Genomic DNA, 22,383 nt, shown 5'->3' on the forward strand with positions numbered 1-22,383 from the left:
CATCGTTGTCCCTTCGGTTCGTCAGACTGGTTGGAGTTGGAATCGCTGGTTGTCGGCCCCGCTCGGGGTCCACTGGGAGATCCGGGCGCCGTCGGCGGACGAGGCCTGCCACACGTCCAGGGCGTGCCCGCTCTGCCGGTTGACGAGGCTGATCACCCCGCCGCCGTGGTCGGTCACCCGCCACTGCTGGCTGGTCGCACCGGTGTCGGCCTGCTGGGTGATGTCGGCGCCGGTGCTCGAGCTCGCGACCTGGAGCACGAGACCGCTGTGCCTGGCGCGGATCCGGTAGTAGCCGCCACCCGCGTCGATGAAGTCGAACTGCTGGTTGAGGCCGCTGGTCTGGGACCACTGCTGCAGCAGCGCGCCGGGCGCGGTGGACACGCCGCTGATGTCGGCGACCTTTCCGCTGTGCCGGGCGATGAGCCGGTAGTGCACGCCCGGCCGCACCCCGGATCCCGAGCCCTGGCCGGTCGCGCGGTAGGTGTGTCCGGTCTGGACGGCGAACACCGCGACGTCGGCTTCCGGTTTGGTGGGCTGGATCGTGGCGCCGGTGGTCGTGTCCCGCAGCTCGAAGGTGCCGGTGAAGATCCGGTTGCGGACGCGGACCGTGCCGTCGCGGTCCGGCGTGACGGACAGGGTGACGGAGCCGTCGGCACCCCAGGTCGCGCCGACCGTGTACCCGCCGCGCCCGCGCAGGCCCGCGACGCTGCCGGCGGGCCACGCCGACGGCAGCGCGGGCAGCACGTGCAGCTCGCCGTTGTGGCTGTGCAGCAGCATTTCCGCGATGCCGGAGGTTGCGCCGAAGTTGCCGTCGATCTGGAACGGCGGGTGCAGGTCGAACATGTTGGGCGCGAGCCGTGCCGTGGTCACGAGGGACCGGATCAGGTCGTGCGCCCGCGAGCCCTCCTCCAGCCGCGCCCAGAAGTTGATCTTCCACGCGAGCGACCACCCGGTGCCCGCGTCACCGCGCAGCTCCAGCGTGCGGCGGGCCGCGGTGTGCAGCTGGGGAGTGCCGCGCTTGGTGATCTGGTTGCTGGGGTGCAGGCCGTAGAGGTGGGAGACGTGCCGGTGCTCGCGCTCGGTCTCGACCCAGTCGTACAGCCATTCCATGACGTTGCCGCGCGAGCCGATCTTCGTCGGGGCGAGCCGCTGGCGGGCGGCTCGCACCTGGGTGCGGAAGTCCGCGTCGACGCCGAGGACCTCGGACGCGCTCGCGCAGCCGTCGAACAGGTCCCGCAGGATCTGCATGTCCATCGTCGGCCCTGCGCACACGCTGGCGTTCGCGTGGTGGTTGAGCTCCGGCGAGTTCGACGGGTTGGTGACGAGGTGGCCGAGACTCGGCTCGGTGACGAGCGTGTCGAGGAAGAACTGCGCGCACCCCTTCATCGCGGGGTAGTACGTGCGCAGGAAGTTCACGTCGCCGGTGAACAGGTAGTGGTCCCAGATCATCGTCGAGAGCCACGCCCCGCCCGTCTGCCACATGCCGGCCGCCGCGAAGTCGACGACCGAGGAGCCGCGCCAGGCGTCGGTGTTGTGGTGGGTGACCCAGCCGCGCGTTGTACTGCACCTGCGCGGTGCGGGCGCCGGTGACGGTGAGGTCGTTGATCATGCGGAACACCGGCTGGTAGCACTCGCCGATGTTGGTGGTGTCCGCGTGCCAGTAGTTCATCGGCAGGTTGGCGTTCAGCGTGTACTTCGAGTCCCACGACGGGTTCATCTGGTCGTTCCAGATGCCCTGCAGGTTCGCGGGTTGCGTGCCGGGCCGCGACGACGAGATCAGGAGATACCTGCCGTACTGGAACAGCAGGACGGAGAACTGCGGGTCGTTGGTGCTCGCGTGCCGGGTGATCCGGACGTCGGTCGGCTGGTCGGCCGCCGGTGTGCGCCCGAGGTCGAGGCTGACCCGCCCGAACAGCGCCTGGTAGTCGGCGACGTGGCGGGCGCGCAGCGTGTCGAAGGCGAGGCCCTGCGCTGCGTTCAGGCGGCTGCGCGCGATGCCCTGGTAGTCGCCGTTGACCGTGCGGAAGTCGACGTAGCTGGTGCCGATGGAGATCAGCAGGGTCACCGCGTTGGCGTTGCTCACCCGCAGCGTGCCTCCGGAGCTCGTGACGGAGCCGCCCTCGGCGACGACTCTGGCGAGCGTGAGGAACCGGACGGTGCCCGCGATGCCCCGGTGGGTGCCGGAGACGCCGTCCAGCGCGATGGTCGTGGCGTCCGGACTGGACGCCGTCGTGCGCTGGGGTGAGCTGAACGACGCGGTGAACGTGATCGAGCCCGGTGTCTCCGCGGTCAGGCGCATCGCGATCACCTGGTCCGGCGCGCTCGCGAACACCTCGCGCCGGTAACGCACGTTGTTCGCCGTGTACGTCACGACGGTCGTCGCCGTCGTGAGATCGAGCGAACGCTGGTAGCCGGACGCGGTCGCGGACGGCAGCGCCAGCCGGAGATCACCGACGGGCTGGTAGGCGAGCTGTCCCGCGGGGTTGCCGAGCATGGTCTGGTCGATCAGCGACTGGGCCTGCGTCCACTGGTTGGAGAACACGAGCTGCCGGATCTGGGCGAGCGCACCGGCACCACGCGGGTTGCTGTAGTCGTGCGGACCACCCGCCCAGACCGTGTCCTCGTTGAGCTGCAGGCGTTCGGTGTCGGTGTTGCCGAACACCATCGCGCCGAGCCTGCCGTTGCCGATCGGCAGTGCGCGCAGCCAGTCGGACCCCGCCGGCCGGTCGTACCACAGCGAGAGGTCGTTCGCGGCCCTGGGCTGCACGGGTGCCGCGGCGGCGGCCGTCCACCCTGCCTGCGTCAGCACGGCTCCCGCGCCGAGCATCAGGAGCTGCCGCCGGTTCAGGTCGGACATACCGGTCCTCCAATGGGTTTCGCGGTCGCTGAAGCACTCCTGGTGGTGTGCCACGAGGGGAGCGGGTTCACCCCACGGCGCACCGCTCCCCGTTGAACGTGAAGCCGGTGGCGGCCGCGCTGTCACCGGTGTGCGTGGCCTGGAAGCCGATCGACACCGAGCCGCCCGGCGGGATCTGCGCGTTGTAGTCGACGTTGCGCGCGGACACCTCGCCGGTGGCGGGGGAGTAGGTCGCGCTCCAGCCGCCCGTGATGGCCTGCCCGCCGGGCAGCGTGAACCGCAGCTGCCAGCCGTTGACGGCGGCCGAGGAGGTGTTGGTGATGGTGATCGTCTCGGTCAGGCCGGTGCTCCAGGCGTTGACCGACGCGGTGACCGCACACCCACCCGGAGGCGGAGTCGTGGTTGTCGTGGTCGTCGTCGTGGTCGTGGTCGGTGGGTTGCTGTCCAGTCCGAGGAACGCGATGGAGTACGCGAGCATCCCGGCCATCGGCAGACTGTGCCCGGTGCCCTGGATGCTGATCCCCTCGATGGTCGCCGTCGTGCCGGTGGTGCCGTACCGGGTGCGGGTCCAGCTCGGCTGCGGCTGGTCGGTGGACGCCGGCGTCCTGCTCACCGCGTGCACGTTGGTCCACTGGTCGAGCGCCTCACCGAAGTTCGGGTACGCGAGCGTGGTGTCGGTCGTGCCGTGCCACAGCTGCATTCGCGGGTACCTGCCGGTGTAGCCCGGATACATCGCCCTGGCCTGGTCACCCCACTGCTGCGGGGACTTCAGCAGGTTCCCGCTGGAACACTGGCTGTTCCACAGCGATCCGTTGGTCGTCGCGAAGCAGCCCGCCGGGACACCGGAGAACGCCGAGCCCGCGCTGAACACGTCCGGGTACTGGGCGGCCAGCACGTTGGTCATCATCGCGCCGGACGAGAAGCCCGCGACAACGATGCGCGCCGGGTCCACGTTGTAGCGCTGGCGTGCGTGCGACACCATCGCCATGATCCCGGTGGAGTCGCTGCCTCCGTTGCGGCGCAACGCGTTCGCCGTGGACACGTCGAAGCAGCGGCCGTCCCTCGTAGCCTCCGGATAGACGATCACGTAACCGAGGCGGTCCGCTGCGGTGACGTAGTCACGTCCGTTGCCGTTGTGCACGGCGGACGCGGAACCACTGCAGTAGTGGACCATCACCAGCATCGCCGGGCGCGGCGCGACCCGGTCGGGCACGTAGACGTACATGTTCAGGCCGGTGGGGTTGGTGCCGAAGTTCGTGACCCGCACCAGCGACGCGGCGCGTGCCGGTTGCGGCACCAGGGAAAGCGCGACGGCGGCGAGCAGCAGCAGCACCGCCGCGACGAGCGCGACGATGCTGAAGCCGTCCCGGTGGGATCGGGCGGTCATGACGCGGCCACCGGCGTGCGGTTCAGGCCACCCGTGCCGAACTGCCACCAGTTCATGTTGAGCAGGTAGTTGCCGCCACCGCTGAACCTCAGGTAGAGGTCACGCGTGCCGGTCAGCCCGCTCACCGGGCACGAGACGTTGGTCCAGGACTGCCAGCCGCCGGTGTTGGGCACCGTGCAGCGGCCGGCGAGCGGGCCGGTCGGGCTGCCGGAGCGGACCTCGACGGAGCTGCCCGCGACGGTGGACGCGACCCTGGCGGTGAAGAGGTTCGCGCCGGAGCCGAAAGCGACGTTCTTCACCTTGATGTAGTCACCGTTGTTGATGAAACCGACGTTCATCCCGCCTTCGCTGGAGGGCTCGGTCTCGATGCCGCTGCCCCACGCGATCGTCTCGGCTTCCTGGCGGACGTAGGGGTTGAGCGTGTCCGCCGGCGGTGGTCCTGCCGTGGTCATGTTGATGGTGGGGATGGTGCCGTCGGCGTTGTAGCTGAACTTCTCCACCGCGACGGACCTGGTGAAGCCGCCACCGCCGGGCAGCGCGCCGTTGTGGTAGAAGAAGTACGAGCTGCCCTTGAAGTCGATGATGCCGGGGTGGTTGGTGAAGCTGCTGCCCTGCGTGGGCATCACGGTGCCGCGGTAGGTCCACGGCCCGGTGGGACCGGGTGCGGTGGAGTAGGCGATGTACTCAGAGCAGCACTTGGCCGCGAACACGTTGTAGTACAGGCCGTTGCGCTTGTAGACCCACGGCCCCTCCTCGTAGAGGGTGGGCCGGTTCGGGTCACCGGTGCGCGTGCCGAAGCCCGCCGTGGTGAGCGGGATCCTGTTGACACCGCCCGAGAACGAGATCATGTCGGGGTTGAGCTTGACGTACCAGAGGTTGGGGTTGCCCCAGTAGAGGTAGGCCTGGCCGTCGTCGTCGATCATGACCGACGGGTCGATCTCGCCGTTCTCCACCAGCGGGCGGCCGATGGCGTCGCGGAACGGGCCGGTGGGGCTGTCGGAGACACCGACGCCGATGGCCGGGCGTCCGGTGGCCTTGGTGACGACGGGGACGTACCAGTAGAACTTGCCGTTGCGCTGCACGGCTTGGCCTGCCCACGCGTCCTGTTTCGCCCAGCTGAACGTGGCGAGGCTCATCGGTGCGCCGTGGTCGGTCCAGTTCACCATGTCGGCCGACGACCAGACCCGCCACTCCTTCATGGTGAACCAGGTGGAGCCGTCCTCGTCGTGCCCGGTGTAGAGGTAGACCCGTCCGTTGTGGACCAACGGCGACGGGTCGGCGGTGTAGATGTGTTGCACGATCGGGTTGTCCGCCTTCGCCTGGGCGGTCACGGTCAGGATCAGGCCCACCACCAGAGCGATGTGCGTCCAGAGCTTTCGAGTCGTGGCCATCGTCGTCTCCCGAGGGCAGGGCGGTCCTGCGGATCGGCCTGGAGCCGATCCGCAGGAACCGTTCCTCCGGTTGTTGTGATGCGAACGTCAGCTCGCGGAGCAGGTCGGGTTGAGCCCCGATCCGCTGCCCGTGCCCTGGAAACCGAACTCGGTGGACTGGCCGGCCGGTACGTTGGCGTTGTAGTCCACATTGGTCCAGTTGACGGTTCCGCTCGTGCCGCTGCGGTTGGCACTCCAGGAATTCGTGACCGTGCCGTTCGAGAGGGTCGTCGTGACCCGCCAGCCTTTCAGCGCGGAGGATCCGGCGGTGACCTTGATCGTGGCGACGAAACCCTCGTTCCACTGGTTCAGCGACACCGAGGCGGTGCAGTCGCCGGGACCGGGGCCGTTGGACGTCGTGGTCGTGGTCGTTGTCGTGGTGGTCGTCGTCGGGCCAGGACCGCCCGCGTTCAGCGCGTTGAGGACCGAGGTGTAGGCGGGCTTCTTGTTGCCGTTGTTGTCGAACAACAGCGGGGTGCCGTAAGCGCGCCACGAGTCGCTGTCGCGGATGCCCCACACGGTGATGCCGGTGCACCGCGAGACGGCGAGGCAGGCCCGCGTCACGCGGTCGTAGTTGGACGCCTGCGCGCTGCCGGATCCTTCGATGTCCAGCTCGGTGATCTGCACGTCCACGCCGAGGTTGGCGAAGTTCTGCAGGGTCGTCTGGTAGTTGGACGGAACCGGGCTCTGGGCGTTGAAGTGGGACTGCAGGCCGACGCAGTCGATGGGGACGCCGCGGGCCTTGAAGTCCTGCACCATCCGGTAGACGGCCTGGGTCTTGGCGTGCGACCAGTCGTCGGTGTTGTAGTCGTTGTAGCAGAGCTTCGCTCCGGGATCCGCCGCACGGGCGGCGCGGAACGCGGCCTCGATCCAGTCGTTGCCGGTGCGCTGCAGGTTCGAGTCACGCCGTGCGCCGCTGCTGCCGTCGGCGAAGGCCTCGTTCACCACGTCCCAGGCGTAGATCTTGCCGCGGTAGTAGGTCGCGACCTGGGTGACGTGGTTGAGCATCGCGTTGCGCAACGCCGAGCCGGACATGTTCTGCATCCAGCCTGGTTGCTGCGAGTGCCACGCCAGCGCGTGCCCGCGCACCCGCATGCCGCGGCTGCGCGCGTGGTTGACGATCCGGTCCGCGTTGCCGTAGGTGAAGCGGCCCTGGCTCGGCTCGGTCGCGTCCATCTTCATCTCGTTCTCGGCCGTGACCATGTCGAACTCGCGGTTCAGGATCCCCATGTAGGTGGAGTCACCCATCCTGCCCGCGGCCACCGCCGTGCCGAAGTAGCGGCCGCTCTGCTGGGCCGCCGCGCCGAGCGTGGTCGCGGCGTTCGCGTTGCCGGCCATGATCAGGGATGCGCCGAGTGCCGCCGCCGCGACTGTCGAGACGATCGGGACAAGTGACACTGACCTCGCTGTCAGTTTCATGTTCCACACTTTCGAGAACTCGCCCGGAATGCGGGCGTGATGGGCAGGACGATCCGAGCGCACGTGGCGAGGTCCGGTGCGGCGCTACCGGGGCTCGTGTGCGCGTGGATCCGCTCAGGTGCGCTGCGCCGTCACCCGCGGCGCAGTGGCAGGCGGGCGTCGGGGCCGGAATGTCTTCGGTGCCAACCGAAAGTGTTCACTGCCATCTCCTTCACTCACGTGCCGATGAGTGTGGTGAGGGGCCGCGAGGGGCTCGCCGTGCTGGAGTGTTGCAGCTACGTGTTCGCGCTCACAAGAAGTCACTACGAATTTTGCCGAAAGATTGAGCCAAATGGGGTACAAAAAGAAGGGAGCGCTCCCAATCCGCATGCCAAATGGCCTGAACCACTTCTGAACGACAAGTCGAGCAAATGGATATTGCTAAAGTTAGCGCTAACATTTTAGCGTTGACGCTCGATGTCGCCGTGGCTACGTTGACCCGGAGCTCGGACTCGCTCTCCCCGGCGGCGATCCACCGTGCCGCGACTGCGGCCGGGATCCTCCACGCCGGTTGTGAGAGCGCTCTCACCCTCCTGTTCCGCTCCGCACTGCACCAGCAACGACGCTGCGAGGACTTGAATGAGCTCCCCCTCATCCCAGCCGCATTCACCCGGCATCCCGAGAAACGACCAGACGAGGCGGTGGAAGCCGGCGATGGGCGCCTGCGCGGCCGTCTGCGTGCTCGTGGCCGGCACCGTCGCCCTGACCGTGGGCGGAGGCGCCTCGGTCAGCGCCGCCGAGTCGGCGTTCTACGTCGACCCGTCGAGCTCCAGCGCGCGCTGGGTGGCCGCCAACCCCGGCGACTCGCGCGCAGCGGTCATCCGCGACCGGATCGCCTCGGTGCCGCAGGCGCGGTGGTACACGACCACCAACACCTCGTCGGTCCGTTCGGAGGTCAGCTCCTTCGTCGGCGCGGCGGCGTCGGCGGGGAAGATCCCGATCCTGGTGGTCTACAACATCCCCAACCGCGACTGCGGCGGCCCCAGCGGCGGCGGGGCGCCCTCGCACGCGGCGTACCGGGCGTGGGTGGACGAGGTGGCCGCGGGGCTGGCCGGGCGTCCGGCGACGATCGTGCTCGAACCCGACGTGCTGCCGCTGATGACGAACTGCCAGAACGCCGACCAGCAGAACCAGACCAAGGCGTCGATGGCGTACGCGGGCAAGAAGCTCAAGTCCGGTTCGGCGCGGGCCAAGGTGTACTTCGACATCGGCCACAGCGCGTGGCTGAACCCCTCGGAGGCCGCGAACCGCCTGCGCGGCGCGGACATCTCCAACAGTGCGGACGGCATCTCGACGAACGTGTCGAACTACCACTACACGTCCAACGAGGTGAACTTCGCCAAGAACGTGCTCAACGCCGTCGGGGACAGCCGCCTCAAGGCCGTGATCGACACCAGCCGCAACGGCAACGGCGCGGCGGGCAGCGAGTGGTGCGACCCTCCCGGCAGGGCGATCGGCACCCCGAGCACGGTCAACACGGGCGACTCGCGGATCGACGCGTTCCTGTGGGTCAAGCTGCCCGGTGAGGCGGACGGCTGCATCGCGCCGGCCGGTCAGTTCGTGCCCCAGCGGGCCTACGAGCTCGCGACCGCGGCAGGCCCCGGTCCGACGACCACCACGACGACCACGGGCAACAACCCCGGTGGCGGCTGCCGGGCGAGCCATCGCCTGCTCAGCCAGTGGCAGGGCGGCTACAGCGCGGAGATCGTGATCGAGAACCGCGGCGCCGCCGTCAACGGCTGGACCTTCACGTTCTCGGCTCCCGGCATGACCGTCCTGCAGGGCTGGAACGGGACGTGGAAGGACAACGGCGACACGGTCACCGTTGCCAACGCGGCCTGGAACGGCTCGCTGCCGACCGGTGGTCAGACGACCATCGGGTACAACGCGAACTACAGCGGGCCGACTCCGCCGTTCTCCTCACCGGTGCTGAACGGCATCGGCTGCTCCTGACCTCCTGGCGACAGGGAGAAAAACGGTTCCCCGTCCCGGCCATCACCCCGGCCGGGACGGGGAACCGTCGCGTGTGGACCGATGGGTTCAGCCCGCCAGGCCGACGTGGCCCCAGTACGGGTGGTAGGTCCGCCACGACACCCAGACGTAGGCCAGGTTGTCCTTGTTGACGTCGATGAACCCGCTGCTCTGCGCACCGCGCGAGCAGTCACCGGAGGAGTAGAAGGTGAGCTCAGGGGTGGAGTAGTTGTCGACGTGGACGCTGGACTTGTACGACTGCCCGGACGGCAGGTTGCGCAGGCAGACGGTCGAGCTCGGGGCGCTCGAGTTGTCCGAGCGCTCGATCAGGACGCTGCGGGTCTCGTTCGGCACCTTCGAGAACGCGACCATGTGCTGACCCGCGGGGGAGTCGGCCTGGGCGGCGGGAGCCAGGACGAGGGCGGCTGCCGCGGCGGCCAGTGCGACTGCGAGTGGTGTGAACTTCGGCATTGCTGATCCTCTCGGAACGTGTCGGCGCCGCCAGAGTGACATGCCGATTTCCGGAGGTCAGGGGGTGCGGAACCCGCCCACGCCTGGACTTCATCAGCCTTCGGAACGAGTTCCGCAGTCTTCTGCTGAACGCGGGGCCGGGCGGTACCCCCGGCCCCGCGTCAGAGCGTCAGCTGCGCAGGGTCCACTGCTGGTTCGTGCCACCGTGACACGCCCAGAGCTGGATCAGCGTGCCGTTGGCGGTCCCGTTGCCGCTGGCGTCGAGGCACAGCCCGGACTGCGCGCCGGTGATGCTGCCGTTGGCGTTGACGTTCCACTGCTGGTTGGTGCCGCCGTGGCAGTCCCAGAGGATCGCCGCCGTGCCGTTGGTGGTGCCGTTGCCACTGGCGTCGAGGCACTTGCCCTGCACGGTCAGCTGCCTGGAGGCGGTGTGGTTCCACCGCTGGTTCGCGCCACCGTTGCAGTCCCAGAGCCGGGCCCGGGTGCCGTTGCTGATGTTGGCCACGTCGAGGCAGCGACCCGACTGGGCACCGACGACGGTGACGTTCTCCCTGCCACCGCTGCTGCCGCCCGGTCCGGCGTTCGCCATCACTGCCTGGGCTCCGGCCGGCCAGTTGTTGTTGGTGACGTGGACGTTGCCGTTGACGACGTTGCCTCGGTCGCCGTTGGTCACGTTGGTGCTGTTGTTGGTCGACCAGTTGTTGGTGACCGTCCAGTTGCCCATGTTCTCGCCACCCCAGTAGTTGGCGGTGGCCCAGGTGCCGGTGTTGGAGAAGACGTTGCCGGTGGCGCGGTAGTACTTGGAGCCCTCGTCGAAGTAGAGCCCGAACCAGCCGTTGGTGCGCAGGCAGTAGTTGCCGCTGATTTCCGCGTTCGGGTTCCAGGCGAGGGTGTAGATGCAGCCGCCGTCGGTCATCTGCTGCATGACGTCGTGGACGTAGTTGTTGATGAGCCGGTTGTTGGACGCCGTGGTGGGCGTCGAGTAGCGCGGCTGGTAGTTGTACAGGCCGCGGTTGGCGTAGTGGTTGCTGCCGCCCGCGTCGTTGGAGCCCCAGCCGTAACCGAGGGACAGGCCGGAGTACGGCAGGTTGTAGATCTCGTTGTGCGCCACGGTGGCCGTGTTGACGTAGGTGTTGAGCACCGACACGTTGCCCCGGTACTCCACGGCGATGTCGTGGATGCGGTTGTGGCTGACCGTGATGTCCCGGTTGACCATCCGCTGGTCGCTCGGGTGGTGCGCGTCGGCACGCACGCCGCCGACGATGACGCCGCCGGCCGAGGTGCGGGCGATTTCCGACCGGGTGACCGTGATGCCGGACGCGCCCAGGCCGACCCCGCTCGCGTGTGCGTTGGCGTCGTTGCCGATGCCGATCGCCGTCTGGCCGAGGTTGAAGAACCGGGAGTCGGTGAAGGTGATGCCGCTGGCCGCCGAGACCTGCACCGCCGCCGGCATCTGGGACCAGTGCGGCCGCGTCGCCTCGAACTGCGCACAGCCCTGCTGGCACGAGTTGATCCGGTCGGCGGGCCAGTTCCAGTTGCCCGTCATGTACGCACCGGTCTGCTGGTCGGCGAAGCCCTGGTTGCTGCTGGGGCCGAGCCACGACGTGCCGGTGAAGGTGATGCCGCCGAACGTGATGTTGCGTGCCGGGGCGTCGTAGGTGCCGCCGACGTTCACGAGCGACTGCACGACCGGCAGTTCGACGCTGACGTCGCTCATGTTCTGGCCGGCGAGCGGGATGTAGTAGAGCACTCCGGTGCCGGGGTTGATGTACCACTCACCGGCCGCGTCGAGGAACTCGTACGCGTTGGCGAGGTAGAGCGGGCCCGCCCGGTGCGGCCTGCTGAGCGTGTCGTAGCCGAAGGTGTTGTTGTTCCACGCGGGCTGCTGCATCGTGAGGAAGTTGCCGCTGATGCTCTGCACCGGCGAGTACCTGTCGGTGAACGAGTTGACGCTCTCCACCTCGACGCGGTTCTGGTTCGCGAGGTTGTTGAGGTAGTTCAGCGCGCTGTTCGAGAACCGCATGCCGGTGTCGGTGAACGTGAAGTCGGCACGGTTCACCTGCGTTCGCGCGCGGGTGGCGATCGCGCCGTTGACGTACAGCTGGCGGCTGTCGACACCGGTGCCGACGTTCGCGCGCCAGATGTTCTTCCCGGCGTCGGCGACCGACCACCCGGTGACCGCCCTGGCGCCGCTGATGACGGGACGCGCCGACGCGGCGGCCTGCCACAGCACGCGGTAGCCGTTGTTGCCCGAGTCCGCGGCGGTGAACCGCAACGGCTGCGAGACGCGGTACACGCCGTCGGCGAGCTCGACGACGATGTCGCCGGACATCGTGCTGTTGCGGGACCTCACCGCGGCCTGAGCCCCCGAGAGCGAGCACGGCTCAGCGGCGGTGCAAGCGGTGCCCGAGCCGGAAGGGGAGGCGTAGAGGGTCGTCGTGGCGGCGGAAGCAGGGGGAGCGGTGGCGATCGCGGCGGCCACCACCACCGTGGCGGCTAACGCGAGTCGCCGCCGCACTGCGGGGAACGAGGACGTGGGCAAGGGGACCTCCTGAGGGTGGATGCGGCTGGATCGGCCTCCCGTGGCGGCGGACGGGGCAGTTCCGTGTCCTCTGTGGACGTTGATGCGCAACCTGGAGCGAGGGCGTGCACGACCTGGCGCGACGCGCGCGGACCTGCTCAGGTGGAGCCGTGTCAGCTCTTCGGCCTGGTTCCGCGGATCAAACGGGGCCCTGCGACGTGTCGAACGGCAGGGCGTCGAATTCGACGATGTCTCCTGCGAACCGGAGTGGGCGCTGCTTCATTGCGGCTCACTTCTCCCCCGACCAAGCCGGCCGTCCGGCCGGTTGCGGAACAAGCGAAAACTAACTCGTATGACGTGTGACGTCAATGGTGTTACGTATACTGTGGAGTCCAATCACGAGGCCGCGGCGCAACGGAGTCACAGATGGCAGCGACAGGTCGGCAGCCGGGACCGGGAACGTCGGAGACCCCGGGATGGACGCGCAGACCTGCCAGCCTCGCCGCGGCGGTCACCGCGGAGCTCGTGCAGCGGATCGTCCGCGGCGACTACCCCTCCGGTGTCACGCTGCCTCCGGAGCCGGTGCTCTGCGAGACCTTCTCGGTGAGCAGGACGGTGATCCGCGAGGCGGTGAAGGTGCTGCAGGAGAAGGGGTTGGTCCGGGTCCGCCAGGGCGCGGGCACGATGGTCAGCCCGCCGGTGCAGTGGAACATGCTCGACGAGCTCGTGCTCGCCGCCTCGATCGCCGAGGACGAGACCCTCGCCGTCCTCGACGACCTCGTGGTGACCAGGCGGTTGCTCGAGTCCGACATGGCGCAGGTCGCCGCGCAGACGGCTGGTCAGGACACCCTCGACCGCCTGCGGGAACTGGTGGACAGGATGGACGAGCTCGTCGACGACGTCGCCACGTACGAGGAGCACGACCGCCTCTTCCACGACGCGATCATGCAGGCGTCGGGGAACCGCATCGCCAGAGGCGTCGTGCGCTCGCTCGAGGCGCAGGCCATCACCACGGCCGGCTACCTGGGCAAGAGCAGCCGCGAGCTGTGCCAGGCTTCCAACGCCGGGCACCGCCGCATCTACGAGCACATCGCCGGCAAGGACCCGGCCGGTGCGGCCGACGCCATGTGCACGCACATCACCGAGGCCTGGCTCGTGCGGCGCGGTGAGGGCGGGGATCCCGGCCGGCTGAAGCGGTGAGAGCGTCCGCCGGGCGGTTCCCTCCGCCAGGGCTGTCCGGCGAAGACGTGTGCTCACAAGCATTTTGTGGAATCCGGCCGCGAGAGGCGGCCGGGCCCGCACGGCAACGGGAGGCGGATCGGCGGTGGGACGGACGCGCGTGACCCTGGCTGACGTCGCGGCGGCGAGCGGAGTGTCGATCACGACAGCGTCACTCGTGCTGACCGGACGCGCGCGGGAGCTGCGCATCTCGGCGGAGGCCGAGCGGCGAGTGCGTTCGACGGCACAGGAGCTGGGTTATCGGCGCAGCACCGTGAACGCGGGGCCGCGTGCCGGGCGGACGCAGACGATCGGGTTCGTGTCCGACACCGTGGCCTCGTCCGGCTGGACCGGTGACATGGTCAAGGGCGCGGTGGATGCCGCGTACCGGCACGGTTTCATGTTGTTCGTGGGAGAGTCCGGCGGAGATCCGGTGGTGGAGCGGGCGCTGGCCGACGCCATGCGCGACCGGCGTGCGGACGGCGTGGTGTTCGCCTCCATGTACACCAGGACGGTCACTGTTCCGGACGGCCTGTACGACGGGCCCGCCGTGCTGCTCAACGCCACCCCCGCGACCCGCACGGCGGCGCCGTCGGTGTTGCCGGACGAGGTGCAGGCGGGTCGTTCGGCCGCGCGCGTTCTCGTCGAGGCGGGGCACGACCGCGACATTCACCTGATCGGCGCAGGGCCGGGAACGTGCGACGTCCCTCCCCACGGCGTCGCGGCCGCGGAACGACTCCTCGGCCTGCGCGAGGTCTTCGAGGAGGCGGGCGCCGAGGTCGCCGGCGCGCGGTGGTGTCCGAAGTGGACACAGGAGCACGGCTACGAGGCCACCGCGGACCTGCTGCGCGAGCGCCGGCCCAAGGCGCTGGTGTGCCTGAACGACCGCTTGGCTTCCGGGGCGTACCAGGCGCTCACCGAAGCCGGGCTCTCGGTGCCGGAGGACGTCTCGGTGATCGGGTTCGAGGACCACCCGATCGCCTCGTGGATGCGGCCGCGGCTGACCACGGTCGCGTTGCCGCACTACGAGCTCGGCGTGCGGGCGGTCAAGGTCCTGGTGGATCTGGTGGTTCGCGGTCGCGGCGCCCGTGTGCCGATGACCCACCGCGTGCCGATGCCGGTGCGTCAGGGCGGCTCGGTGGCGGCACCGCGCGGGTGAACCTGATGTTCACGCTAACAGCGCAAGGGCGGCTTCAGTCTCAACGCGCTGTGCAGGGTCGAGCCCTTTCCTTGAATCGAATGAAAATTCGACATCGTCGATGGTGGATAGCTAAAAGTGAGCGCTCACAACTTTAGCTTTGACCGTGTGTGACGCCGTCGTTACATTGCTGGAAGTCGCCCCCTGCCGCTGACTTCTGGTCAACGACGACGCAGGGAGACCCTGGCCCTGTCACCTCGGTCTCCCGGGAAGGCTCTTCATGCCGAGCCCGCCGAAGGCGCTGTGCGGAGTGTTCGCCGCAGTCCTGCTGACGGCGTCGCCTGCGGCCGCCGATGAGTCCACTGCGGATAAAGCAGGCGAGATGGTCGCGGCCGCCCCGGTGCGCGTGATGCCGCTGGGCGACTCGATCACCCAGGGCGGCTCGATCGGTGGCTATCGGCTCGATCTCGCCACGAAGCTGCGCAACGCCGGGCGCACGGTCGACCTCGTGGGTTCGATGACGGACGGACCGGGCAGCATGCCCGACCGCAACCACGAGGGCCACCCCGGCTGGACCATCGCGCAGGTCGACGCGCAGGTCGTGAACTGGCTGCGTACCTACACCCCACGCACGATCCTGCTGCACATCGGCACCAACGACATGTACGGCAGCGATCCGGCGGGCGCGCCGCGGCGGCTCTCCGCGCTGGTGGACAAGATCACCAGCCAGGCACCGGCCTCGGACGTGTTCGTCTCGACGATCATCCCGATCCGGTTCGCCGACGCCACCGTGCGCAACTACAACGCCGCCATCGTGCCGCTGCTGCGGGCGAAGGCGGCGGCGGGCAAGCGGGTGCACGTCGTGGACATGTACCCGGCGGTGCCGATCTCGGACCTGCCGGACGGCATCCACCCGAACGCCGCCGGCTACAGCAAGATGGCCACGGTCTGGTTCAACGCGTTGTCGTCGGTGCCCGGCAGCATCGGCGACCCGCAGCAGCCCGGCGGCTCGTGCACCGCGACGCCACGGGTGACCGGTACCTGGAGCGGTGGCTTCCAGGCCGAGGTCACCGTCACCAACCCCACCGCGTCGGCCATCACAGGCTGGACCGTGCGGTTCACCCTGCCGGGCGGCCACACGGTGACGCAGGTCTGGGGTGGCACGGCCAGCGGTTCGGTCACGGTCACCAACGCCCACTACAACGGCACGGTCAGCCCCGGCGGTTCCGCCGGCTTCGGCTTCATCGCCTCCGGTCAAGGCACGGCGGCGATCGGTACCGCCACCTGCTCCAGCCCGTGACCCCGATCCCTCCGACGACGAAGGGTGATCATGTTCTTCGCACGACTGCTGAACTCCACGCGGGCCCGGCTGGCGGTCATGGCCGCGGTACCGCTCCTCGCGGTGTCCGCGATGGCGGCGGCGACGGTTCCTCCCGCCGCGGCCGCACCCGGCTGTTCGGTGACCTACTCGGCACCGTCGCAATGGGACGGTGGGTTCACCGCGAACGTCAGCATCACCAACCTCGGTGACGCGATCAACGGCTGGACCCTGACCTGGAGCTTCGCCGCCGGCCAGCAGGTCAAGCAGGCGTGGAACGCCGACGCGACCCAGTCAGGGGCCGACGTGACCGCGCGCAACCTCTCCTACAACGCGTCGATCCCGACCGGCGGCAAGGTCGAGTTCGGGTTCAACGGTTCCGCCACCGGCACGAACAACCCGAACCCCACGGCGTTCACGCTCAACGGCACCCTGTGCACCGGAGACGTCGGCCCCACCACGACGACGACCACCACGACGACGACCACCACGACCACTACGGGCAATCCGCCCGTCGGCAACCTGCCGTCGAGTTTCCGGTGGTCCTCCAGCGGCGTGCTGATGAGCCCGAAGCCGGACGGCGCGCACCCGACCGTCCACTCGGTCAAGGACCCGAGCGTCGTGTACCACAACGGCAAGTACCACGTGTTCGCCTCGGTCTACACCACCGGCTACAACCTGATCTACACGAGCTTCAGCGACTGGTCGCAGGCCGCCTCGGCGCAGCACCACTACCTGGACCGCACAGCTGTCGGTGGTGGCTACAAGGCCGCGCCGCACGTGTTCTACTTCGCGCCACAACGCCTGTGGTACCTGGTGTACCAAACGGGAGACAACGCGTCGTACTCGACAACCACGGACATCTCCAACCCGTCGTCGTGGTCGGCACCGAAGCACTTCTACGCCAACGGGATGCCGCAGATCATCCGCGACAACATCGGCAACGGCTACTGGGTCGACTTCTGGGTCGTCTGCGACAACGCCAAGTGCTACCTGTTCTCGTCCGACGACAACGGCCACCTCTACCGGTCCGAGACGACGATGGCGCAGTTCCCCAACGGGTTCACCAACACCGTCATCGCGATGCAGGACTCGAACCGCAACCGGTTGTTCGAGGCCTCCAACGTCTACAAGATCGCCGGCAAGAACCAGTACCTGCTGGTGCACGAGGCGATCGGATCGGACGGCAGGCGCTGGTTCCGCACCTGGACCGCTCCGGCGATCACCGGTCCGTGGACCCCGTTGGCCGCCGAGGAGTCGAACCCGTTCGCCAGGCACAACAACACCACGTTCCCAAATGGACAGTGGACGCGCGACATCAGCCACGGCGAGATGATCCGCACCGGCATCGACCAGACGATGGAGATCAGTCCGTGCAATCTACGCTTCCTCTATCAGGGCATGGATCCCAACGCGGGTGGTGACTACAACCGCCTGCCCTGGAAGCTCGGCCTGCTGACCCAGACCAACTCGACCTGCTGACACCCCAGGACAGACGCCGCCGGAACACCCGCACCGGCGGCGTCACCCCTCGCTGAGTGCGGTGACAGCCGGCCTTCACCGCGTCACCCGGCGCTCAGCAGATCACCTCGCGACACCGGTCCCGCCTGCCCGTTGTGACGGGCGGGGCCGGCGCCACGATGCACCCGTCCGACCGTCGAAACGCGGGGAGAACGCCGGCGGTCACAGCACCAGAGAGGGGCACCGATGCCCACCCGGTCCAGGAGACTGCCGCACCCCGTCGCCGCCGTGCTGGTGGCGGCCGCGACCATCACCGCACAGCCCGTCGCGCACGCCGCTCCAGGCAGCCCGGCCGTGACCCCGCCGATGGGCTGGAACAGCTGGAACAGCTTCGGCTGCGGCATCACCGAGGCGCAGGTCCGCCAGGCCGCGGACGCGATGGTGTCCTCGGGCATGCGCGACGCCGGCTACCAGTACGTGGTCGTGGACGACTGCTGGTTCGACCCGCAGCGCGACTCCGCCGGCAACCTGCGCGCGCATCCCACGAAGTTCCCGAGCGGGATGAAGGCGCTGGGCGACTACATCCACGCGCGCGGGCTGAAGTTCGGCATCTACCAGGCACCGAACGAGAAGACGTGCGCGCAGGGCGTCGGCACGCACCCCGGCTCGACCGGCAGCAAGGGCCACGAGGTCCAGGACGCGCGGTCGTTCGCGTCGTGGGGAGTGGACTACCTGAAGTACGACTGGTGCTCGGGCAGCGGCACCCGTGACGAGCAGGTCGCCCGGTTCACGATCATGCGTGACGCCCTGCGCGCCACCGGCCGCCCGATCGTCTACAGCATCAACTCCAACAGCTTCCACGCGCCCACCGGCGACAAGTACAACTGGGGCGAGGTCGCCGACCTGTGGCGCACCACGGAGGACCTGCTGGACATCTGGCAGAACGGCAACGTCAACAGCTATCCGATGGGCGTGGGCAACGTCGTCGACATCACCGCCCCGCTCGCCGTCCAGTCAGGCCCCGGCCACTGGAACGACCCGGACATGCTCGTCGTCGGACGCCCGGGGCTCACCCTCACCGAGTCCCGCTCGCACTTCGCGTTGTGGGCGCTGATGGCCGCGCCGCTCATGGCGGGCAACGACATCCGCACCATGTCCGGTGACGTGAGCGCGATCCTGCGCAACCAGCGCCTGATCGCCGTGAACCAGGACAAGCTCGGTGCCGGAGGCCGCCGCGTGCGGGACGACGGCGCCACCGAGGTGTTCGCCAAGCCGCTCTCGGACGGCTCGGTCGCCGTCGGGTTGTTCAACCGCGGCAACGGCACCGCGACCGTGTCCACCACGGCCGCCCAGATCGGCCTGTCGGGCACCAGCTTCACGCTCACCGACCTGTGGACCGGTGGCACGTCCACCACTTCTGGCGCGATCTCCGCCTCCGTCCCGGCACACGGCGTGGCCGCGTACCGGGTGAGCGGCGGCAGCCCGATAGCGGCCACCACCGCCCGGCTGCGCAGCACGTCGTCCAACCGTTGTCTCGATCTCGAGAACGCCTCCACCGCCGCCGGTGCCAACACCGTGATCTGGGACTGCCACACGGCTGCGAGCCAGCAGTGGACCACCTGGCCCAACGGTGAGATCCGCGTGTTCGGCGACAAGTGCCTCGACGCCTACAACCAGGGCACCACCAACGGCACCCGTGTCATCAGCTGGCAGTGCAACGGTCAGGCGAACCAGCGCTGGACGGTCCAGGCCGACGGATCGGTCCGCAACGCCAACGGCGGCCTGTGCCTGGACGTCGAACGGTCCGGCACCGCCAACGGCTCGCGGATCGTGCTGTGGACCTGCAACGGCCAGGCCAACCAGAAGTGGGCACGATCATGAGGCGGGCACCGCTGGCGGCGGTGATGGCCGCGCTCACCCTCGTGGCCGCGGGGCTCGCCGCGAGCACTGCGGCACAGGCGGCTCCCGGCTGTTCGGTGACCTACACCAAGACCTCCGAGTGGCAGGGCGGCTTCGGCGCGTCCGTGTCCATCACCAACACCGGCGACGCGATCACGGGCTGGACGCTCGAGTGGACGTACGCCGGCGACCAGAAGGTGGGCCAGCACTGGAACGCCGAGATCACGCAGAGCGGTGACCAGGTCAGCGCGCGCAACGTCTCCTACAACGCCTCCGTGCCCACCGGCGGCAAGGTCGAGTTCGGCTTCAACGGCTCGTTCACCTCGGCCAACCCCGATCCTTCGTCGTTCCGCCTGAACGGCACCGCCTGCAACGGCACCGGAACGCCCACCAGCACCACGACGACCACGACTACCACGACTACCACGACCACACCCCGGCCCGCGTCGTTCACGAACCCGGTGCTGTGGCAGGACTTCGCGGACATCGACATCATCCGCGTGGACGACGCGTACTACTACTCGGCGTCGACCATGCACTACTCGCCAGGCGCGCCGATCCTGCGTTCCTACGACCTGGTGAACTGGGAGTTCGCGGGACACTCCGTGCCACGCCTGGACTTCGGCGCCAAGTACGACCTCAACGGCGGCCGCGGCTACGTCCGGGGCATCTGGGCGTCGTTCCTGAACCACCGCAAGAGCAACAAGACGTTCTACTGGGGCGGGTGCATCGACTTCGCCCAGACCCACATCTACACCGCCGCCGCGGTGGACGGGCAGTGGTCCAAGCTGTCCACCATCCCCAAGTGCTACTACGACGCCGGTATGCTGATCGACGACAACGACACGATGTACGTCGCCTACGGCAACACCACGATCAGCGTCGCGCAGCTCTCGGCGGACGGGAAGTCCGAGGTCCGGTCCCAGCAGGTGTTCCAGACACCGCAGAACATCGGCACCCTGGAAGGCGCCCGGTTCTACAAGCGCAACGGCAGCTACTACATCTGGCTGACCCGGCCCGCGAACGGCCAGTACGTGCTCAAGGCGTCCAACCCGTTCGGCCCCTACACCGTGCAACAGGTGCTGCTGGACCTACCGGGCCCGATCCAGGGCGGCGGAGTGCCGCACCAGGGCGGGATGGTGCAGACGCAGAACGGCGACTGGTACTACATGGCCTTCGTCGACGCCTATCCCGGCGGCCGCGTCCCGGTGCTCGCGCCGATCACCTGGACCGCCGACGGCTGGCCGCGCCTCACGACCGTCAACGGCCGCTGGGGCGTGAACTACCCGATGCCGAACCTGCCGGCGCCACCACGCCAGGTGAAACCCATGATCGGCGTGGACACCTTCGAAGGGACGAAACTCGGGCCGCAGTGGGAGTGGAACCACAACCCCGACACCACGAAGTACAGCGTCAACAACGGTTTGCTGCTTTCCACGGCGACCGTCACCAACGACCTGTACAACGCCCGCAACACCCTCACGCACCGAATCGAGGGCCCGAGCTCCACGGCCACCGTCACGCTCGACCTGACCTCGATGCGCGACGGTGACCGCAGCGGCCTCGCGATGTTGCGCGACTCCTCGGCCTGGATCGGGATAAAACGCGACAACGGCCGAAATCGCGTGGTGATGGTCAACGGCCTGACCATGGACGGCAACTGGAACACCACCGGCACCGGCACGGAGATCGCCAGCGCGAACTTCACCGGCACCCGGATCTGGTTGCGTGCCAACGCCGACATCCGTCCCGGCAGCGGCAGGCAGGCCCGGTTCTCCTACAGCACGGACGGGGTGAACTTCGCCTCGCTCGGCACCGGCTTCACGTTGAAGAACGAGTGGCAGTTCTTCATGGGCTACCGGTTCGGCATCTTCAACCACGCCACGCGGGCGCTGGGCGGCGCGGTGACGGTGTCGCGGTTCGAGATCTCCAAGCCTTAGCGGACCGGTGGGGCGTCCTCGGGGCGCCCCACCGTTGGCCTGTTCTCAGAACCCGCCGCGTTCGAGGACGTTGCGCGCCTCCCTCAGCTCCCGGCCGGCTTCGGCCTCGTCGAGAGCACCGGGCAGCGGCGGGCTGGTGTCCTTCTCCTCGACCCAGTCCTCGGGTTTCGGTCTTTCGGGCAGCGACTTCCACTTGTCGGTCATCACTCCAGTGTGCTCGAGTCCTGGGAAAGCTTCTCGAAGAAGAACTCGTGCTTGAGGAACGAGGTGCCGTACTCGACCCCCGGCTGGGGCGGGAGCAGCTGGGACGCCTGGATGAGACGCCAGCCGTCCCGCAGGGCCGCGACCCCGTCCGGGTAGGGAGGCTCGTCGGAGTCACCCGTGGTGGGCTGGGAAGCGCCCGTGCCGTCGTAGCGGGACCAGCCCACCACGTGGGAGTCGAGGGCGGAGTTGGCCAGGTACAGAACCAGAACCTGCTGCCGGAGGGTCATGCGTGGCTCCTCTGCCCCGGACGGTTGGTGACGCGGGTGACCCAGTGCTCGATGTCGAACGACGGATCACCGGTCAGCGCGCGCCACAGCAGCACGCGGTTGTAGATCTCCAGCCGGGCGGTCGCGGTCTCGTACCACGGGAAGTACCGCCCGAGCTCGGCGGCGACCTCGGGATCGGCCATGCCGGTGGTGTCCCACAGGCGCACCTGGGGCACGGTCGGGTTGAAACGGATCTTGAACATGTACCGGCGGAGGTCGCTGTCGTTGCGGCGGCCGCCGTGCCAGATTCCGTGGTGCAGCAGCAGAACGGTGCCCGCCGGGCAGACCAGGCGGGTCTGGCCGCGCAGGTTCTGGTAACGGCCGGTGTCGCTCTCGTTGGTGCGGCGCAGGTGGCTGCCCGGCACGACCAGCGTGCCGCCCATGTCCGGGCTGACCCGCTGCGGGTAGTACATCAGCTGGACGTCGAACGCGTCCGGCCGCACGTCGATGATCGCGTCGCCGTGCAACGCCTGGGCGTGGCCCTCGTGGGGCTCGCGCACGTGCACCGCGTGGTGGTCCACGGTCGGGCTGGGGCCGACGAGCGCCTGCAGGGCACCGGCGACGGCGGGCAGTTCCAGGAGGCGCCGGGGGAAGGAGCCCTCGGGGTAGGCGTCGGCGATCTGGGTGCCGTACGGGACGCCGGGCATCCCGTGCGGGAGCAGTTTCAGTGCTTCCTGGTTCATCTCGTCCGGCACGACGGCGTCCATGCGCAGATAGCCGTGTGAGACGAAACGGGCCAGCTGCACCGAGGTGAGCAGCGGGGGAGTGGTGGTTCGCATGCCAC

At 68.6% G+C, this 22,383-nt stretch carries 16 protein-coding genes and 1 pseudogene; 7 read left to right on the top strand and 10 right to left on the bottom strand.

Annotated features, from left to right (window positions below; all coding sequences use genetic code 11):
• Positions 1–21: 21 nt before the first annotated feature.
• The 5 genes and pseudogenes from C8D87_RS46900 to C8D87_RS16560 form a co-directional block, all read right to left on the bottom strand.
• Positions 22–843, bottom strand: coding sequence for an RICIN domain-containing protein (locus tag C8D87_RS46900; RefSeq protein ID WP_411711414.1), 822 nt, complete (start codon positions 841–843; stop codon positions 22–24).
• Positions 832–2,857 (bottom strand): annotated as a pseudogene (locus C8D87_RS49155) (glycoside hydrolase family 95 protein); the annotation flags it as partial. The gene C8D87_RS46900 and the pseudogene C8D87_RS49155, both read right to left, overlap by 12 nt.
• Positions 2,858–2,924: 67 nt before the next feature.
• Positions 2,925–4,244 (bottom strand): extracellular catalytic domain type 1 short-chain-length polyhydroxyalkanoate depolymerase, encoded by a 1,320-nt coding sequence (locus C8D87_RS16550; RefSeq protein WP_112227702.1) that lies wholly within the window; start codon positions 4,242–4,244, stop codon positions 2,925–2,927.
• Positions 4,241–5,635 carry a glycoside hydrolase family 43 protein gene (locus C8D87_RS16555; RefSeq protein ID WP_112227322.1) on the bottom strand — a complete coding sequence of 465 codons (1,395 nt, stop codon included), beginning with the start codon at positions 5,633–5,635 and terminating at the stop codon, positions 4,241–4,243. The genes C8D87_RS16550 and C8D87_RS16555 overlap by 4 nt, the downstream gene beginning before the upstream one ends.
• Positions 5,636–5,722: 87 nt before the next feature.
• Positions 5,723–7,093 (bottom strand): endo-1,4-beta-xylanase, encoded by a 1,371-nt coding sequence (locus C8D87_RS16560; protein ID WP_112227323.1) that lies wholly within the window; start codon positions 7,091–7,093, stop codon positions 5,723–5,725.
• Positions 7,094–7,786: 693 nt separating this feature from the next.
• Here C8D87_RS16560 and C8D87_RS16570 point away from each other — a divergent pair.
• Positions 7,787–9,085, top strand: a complete 1,299-nt coding sequence (locus C8D87_RS16570) for a glycoside hydrolase family 6 protein (protein WP_112227325.1) — start codon at positions 7,787–7,789, stop codon at positions 9,083–9,085.
• Positions 9,086–9,172: 87 nt separating this feature from the next.
• On the opposite strand, the gene C8D87_RS16575 is transcribed toward C8D87_RS16570, so the two are convergent.
• Together C8D87_RS16575 and C8D87_RS16580 are read right to left on the bottom strand one after the other, a co-directional pair.
• Complete coding sequence (locus C8D87_RS16575; protein ID WP_112227326.1) at positions 9,173–9,574, bottom strand: hypothetical protein; 402 nt, start codon at positions 9,572–9,574, stop codon at positions 9,173–9,175.
• Between the two features lie 169 nt (positions 9,575–9,743).
• On the bottom strand, positions 9,744–12,116 hold the full coding sequence (locus C8D87_RS16580) for an RICIN domain-containing protein (protein WP_233442132.1): 2,373 nt from the start codon (positions 12,114–12,116) through the stop codon (positions 9,744–9,746).
• 405 nt (positions 12,117–12,521) lie between these two features.
• On the opposite strand from C8D87_RS16580, the gene C8D87_RS16585 reads away from it, so the two are divergent.
• From C8D87_RS16585 to C8D87_RS16610, 6 genes are all read left to right on the top strand, one after another.
• Positions 12,522–13,295, top strand: a complete 774-nt coding sequence (locus tag C8D87_RS16585; protein WP_112227327.1) for a FadR/GntR family transcriptional regulator — start codon at positions 12,522–12,524, stop codon at positions 13,293–13,295.
• 139 nt (positions 13,296–13,434) lie between these two features.
• Positions 13,435–14,472, top strand: a complete 1,038-nt coding sequence (locus C8D87_RS16590) for a LacI family DNA-binding transcriptional regulator (protein ID WP_112227328.1) — start codon at positions 13,435–13,437, stop codon at positions 14,470–14,472.
• 259 nt (positions 14,473–14,731) lie between these two features.
• On the top strand, positions 14,732–15,751 hold the full coding sequence (locus C8D87_RS16595) for a cellulose binding domain-containing protein (protein ID WP_233442133.1): 1,020 nt from the start codon (positions 14,732–14,734) through the stop codon (positions 15,749–15,751).
• Between the two features lie 30 nt (positions 15,752–15,781).
• Positions 15,782–17,251 carry a non-reducing end alpha-L-arabinofuranosidase family hydrolase gene (locus C8D87_RS16600; RefSeq protein WP_112227704.1) on the top strand — a complete coding sequence of 490 codons (1,470 nt, stop codon included), beginning with the start codon at positions 15,782–15,784 and terminating at the stop codon, positions 17,249–17,251.
• Between the two features lie 225 nt (positions 17,252–17,476).
• Positions 17,477–19,111, top strand: coding sequence for a glycoside hydrolase family 27 protein (locus tag C8D87_RS16605; RefSeq protein WP_112227330.1), 1,635 nt, complete (start codon positions 17,477–17,479; stop codon positions 19,109–19,111).
• Positions 19,108–21,069, top strand: a complete 1,962-nt coding sequence (locus C8D87_RS16610) for a family 43 glycosylhydrolase (protein WP_112227705.1) — start codon at positions 19,108–19,110, stop codon at positions 21,067–21,069. The genes C8D87_RS16605 and C8D87_RS16610 overlap by 4 nt, the downstream gene beginning before the upstream one ends.
• A gap of 45 nt (positions 21,070–21,114) precedes the next feature.
• Here the strand turns inward: C8D87_RS16610 and C8D87_RS45920 are convergent, their stop codons facing one another.
• The 3 genes from C8D87_RS45920 to C8D87_RS16620 are packed head-to-tail and all read right to left on the bottom strand — an operon-like array spanning position 21,115 to position 22,378.
• The gene (locus C8D87_RS45920) at positions 21,115–21,273 is read right to left on the bottom strand and encodes a hypothetical protein (RefSeq protein ID WP_170166449.1); all 159 of its coding nucleotides are present in this window, start codon (positions 21,271–21,273) and stop codon (positions 21,115–21,117) included.
• Entirely contained in the window at positions 21,273–21,560 is a 288-nt protein-coding gene (locus C8D87_RS16615) for a hypothetical protein (protein WP_112227331.1), read from the bottom strand. The genes C8D87_RS45920 and C8D87_RS16615 overlap by 1 nt, the downstream gene beginning before the upstream one ends.
• Complete coding sequence (locus C8D87_RS16620) at positions 21,557–22,378, bottom strand: phytanoyl-CoA dioxygenase family protein (RefSeq protein WP_215732337.1); 822 nt, start codon at positions 22,376–22,378, stop codon at positions 21,557–21,559. The genes C8D87_RS16615 and C8D87_RS16620 overlap by 4 nt, the downstream gene beginning before the upstream one ends.
• Between the last annotated feature and the right edge of the window lie 5 nt (positions 22,379–22,383).

The sequence above is a fragment of the Lentzea atacamensis genome (assembly GCF_003269295.1).
In the GTDB taxonomy this organism is placed as follows: domain Bacteria; phylum Actinomycetota; class Actinomycetes; order Mycobacteriales; family Pseudonocardiaceae; genus Lentzea; species Lentzea atacamensis.

Bases quoted from the DNA above. Each gene is read 5' to 3' on its own strand.
- C8D87_RS46900 (WP_411711414.1), bottom strand. From the start codon at position 843: ATGTTCGACCTGCACCCGCCGTTCCAGATCGACGGCAACTTCGGCGCA.
- C8D87_RS16550 (WP_112227702.1), bottom strand. From the start codon at position 4,244: ATGACCGCCCGATCCCACCGGGACGGCTTCAGCATCGTCGCGCTCGTC.
- C8D87_RS16555 (WP_112227322.1), bottom strand. From the start codon at position 5,635: ATGGCCACGACTCGAAAGCTCTGGACGCACATCGCTCTGGTGGTGGGC.
- C8D87_RS16560 (WP_112227323.1), bottom strand. From the start codon at position 7,093: ATGAAACTGACAGCGAGGTCAGTGTCACTTGTCCCGATCGTCTCGACA.
- C8D87_RS16570 (WP_112227325.1), top strand. From the start codon at position 7,787: ATGGGCGCCTGCGCGGCCGTCTGCGTGCTCGTGGCCGGCACCGTCGCC.
- C8D87_RS16575 (WP_112227326.1), bottom strand. From the start codon at position 9,574: ATGCCGAAGTTCACACCACTCGCAGTCGCACTGGCCGCCGCGGCAGCC.
- C8D87_RS16585 (WP_112227327.1), top strand. From the start codon at position 12,522: ATGGCAGCGACAGGTCGGCAGCCGGGACCGGGAACGTCGGAGACCCCG.
- C8D87_RS16595 (WP_233442133.1), top strand. From the start codon at position 14,732: ATGCCGAGCCCGCCGAAGGCGCTGTGCGGAGTGTTCGCCGCAGTCCTG.
- C8D87_RS16600 (WP_112227704.1), top strand. From the start codon at position 15,782: ATGTTCTTCGCACGACTGCTGAACTCCACGCGGGCCCGGCTGGCGGTC.
- C8D87_RS16605 (WP_112227330.1), top strand. From the start codon at position 17,477: ATGCCCACCCGGTCCAGGAGACTGCCGCACCCCGTCGCCGCCGTGCTG.
- C8D87_RS16610 (WP_112227705.1), top strand. From the start codon at position 19,108: ATGAGGCGGGCACCGCTGGCGGCGGTGATGGCCGCGCTCACCCTCGTG.
- C8D87_RS45920 (WP_170166449.1), bottom strand. From the start codon at position 21,273: ATGACCGACAAGTGGAAGTCGCTGCCCGAAAGACCGAAACCCGAGGAC.
- C8D87_RS16615 (WP_112227331.1), bottom strand. From the start codon at position 21,560: ATGACCCTCCGGCAGCAGGTTCTGGTTCTGTACCTGGCCAACTCCGCC.
- C8D87_RS16620 (WP_215732337.1), bottom strand. From the start codon at position 22,378: ATGCGAACCACCACTCCCCCGCTGCTCACCTCGGTGCAGCTGGCCCGT.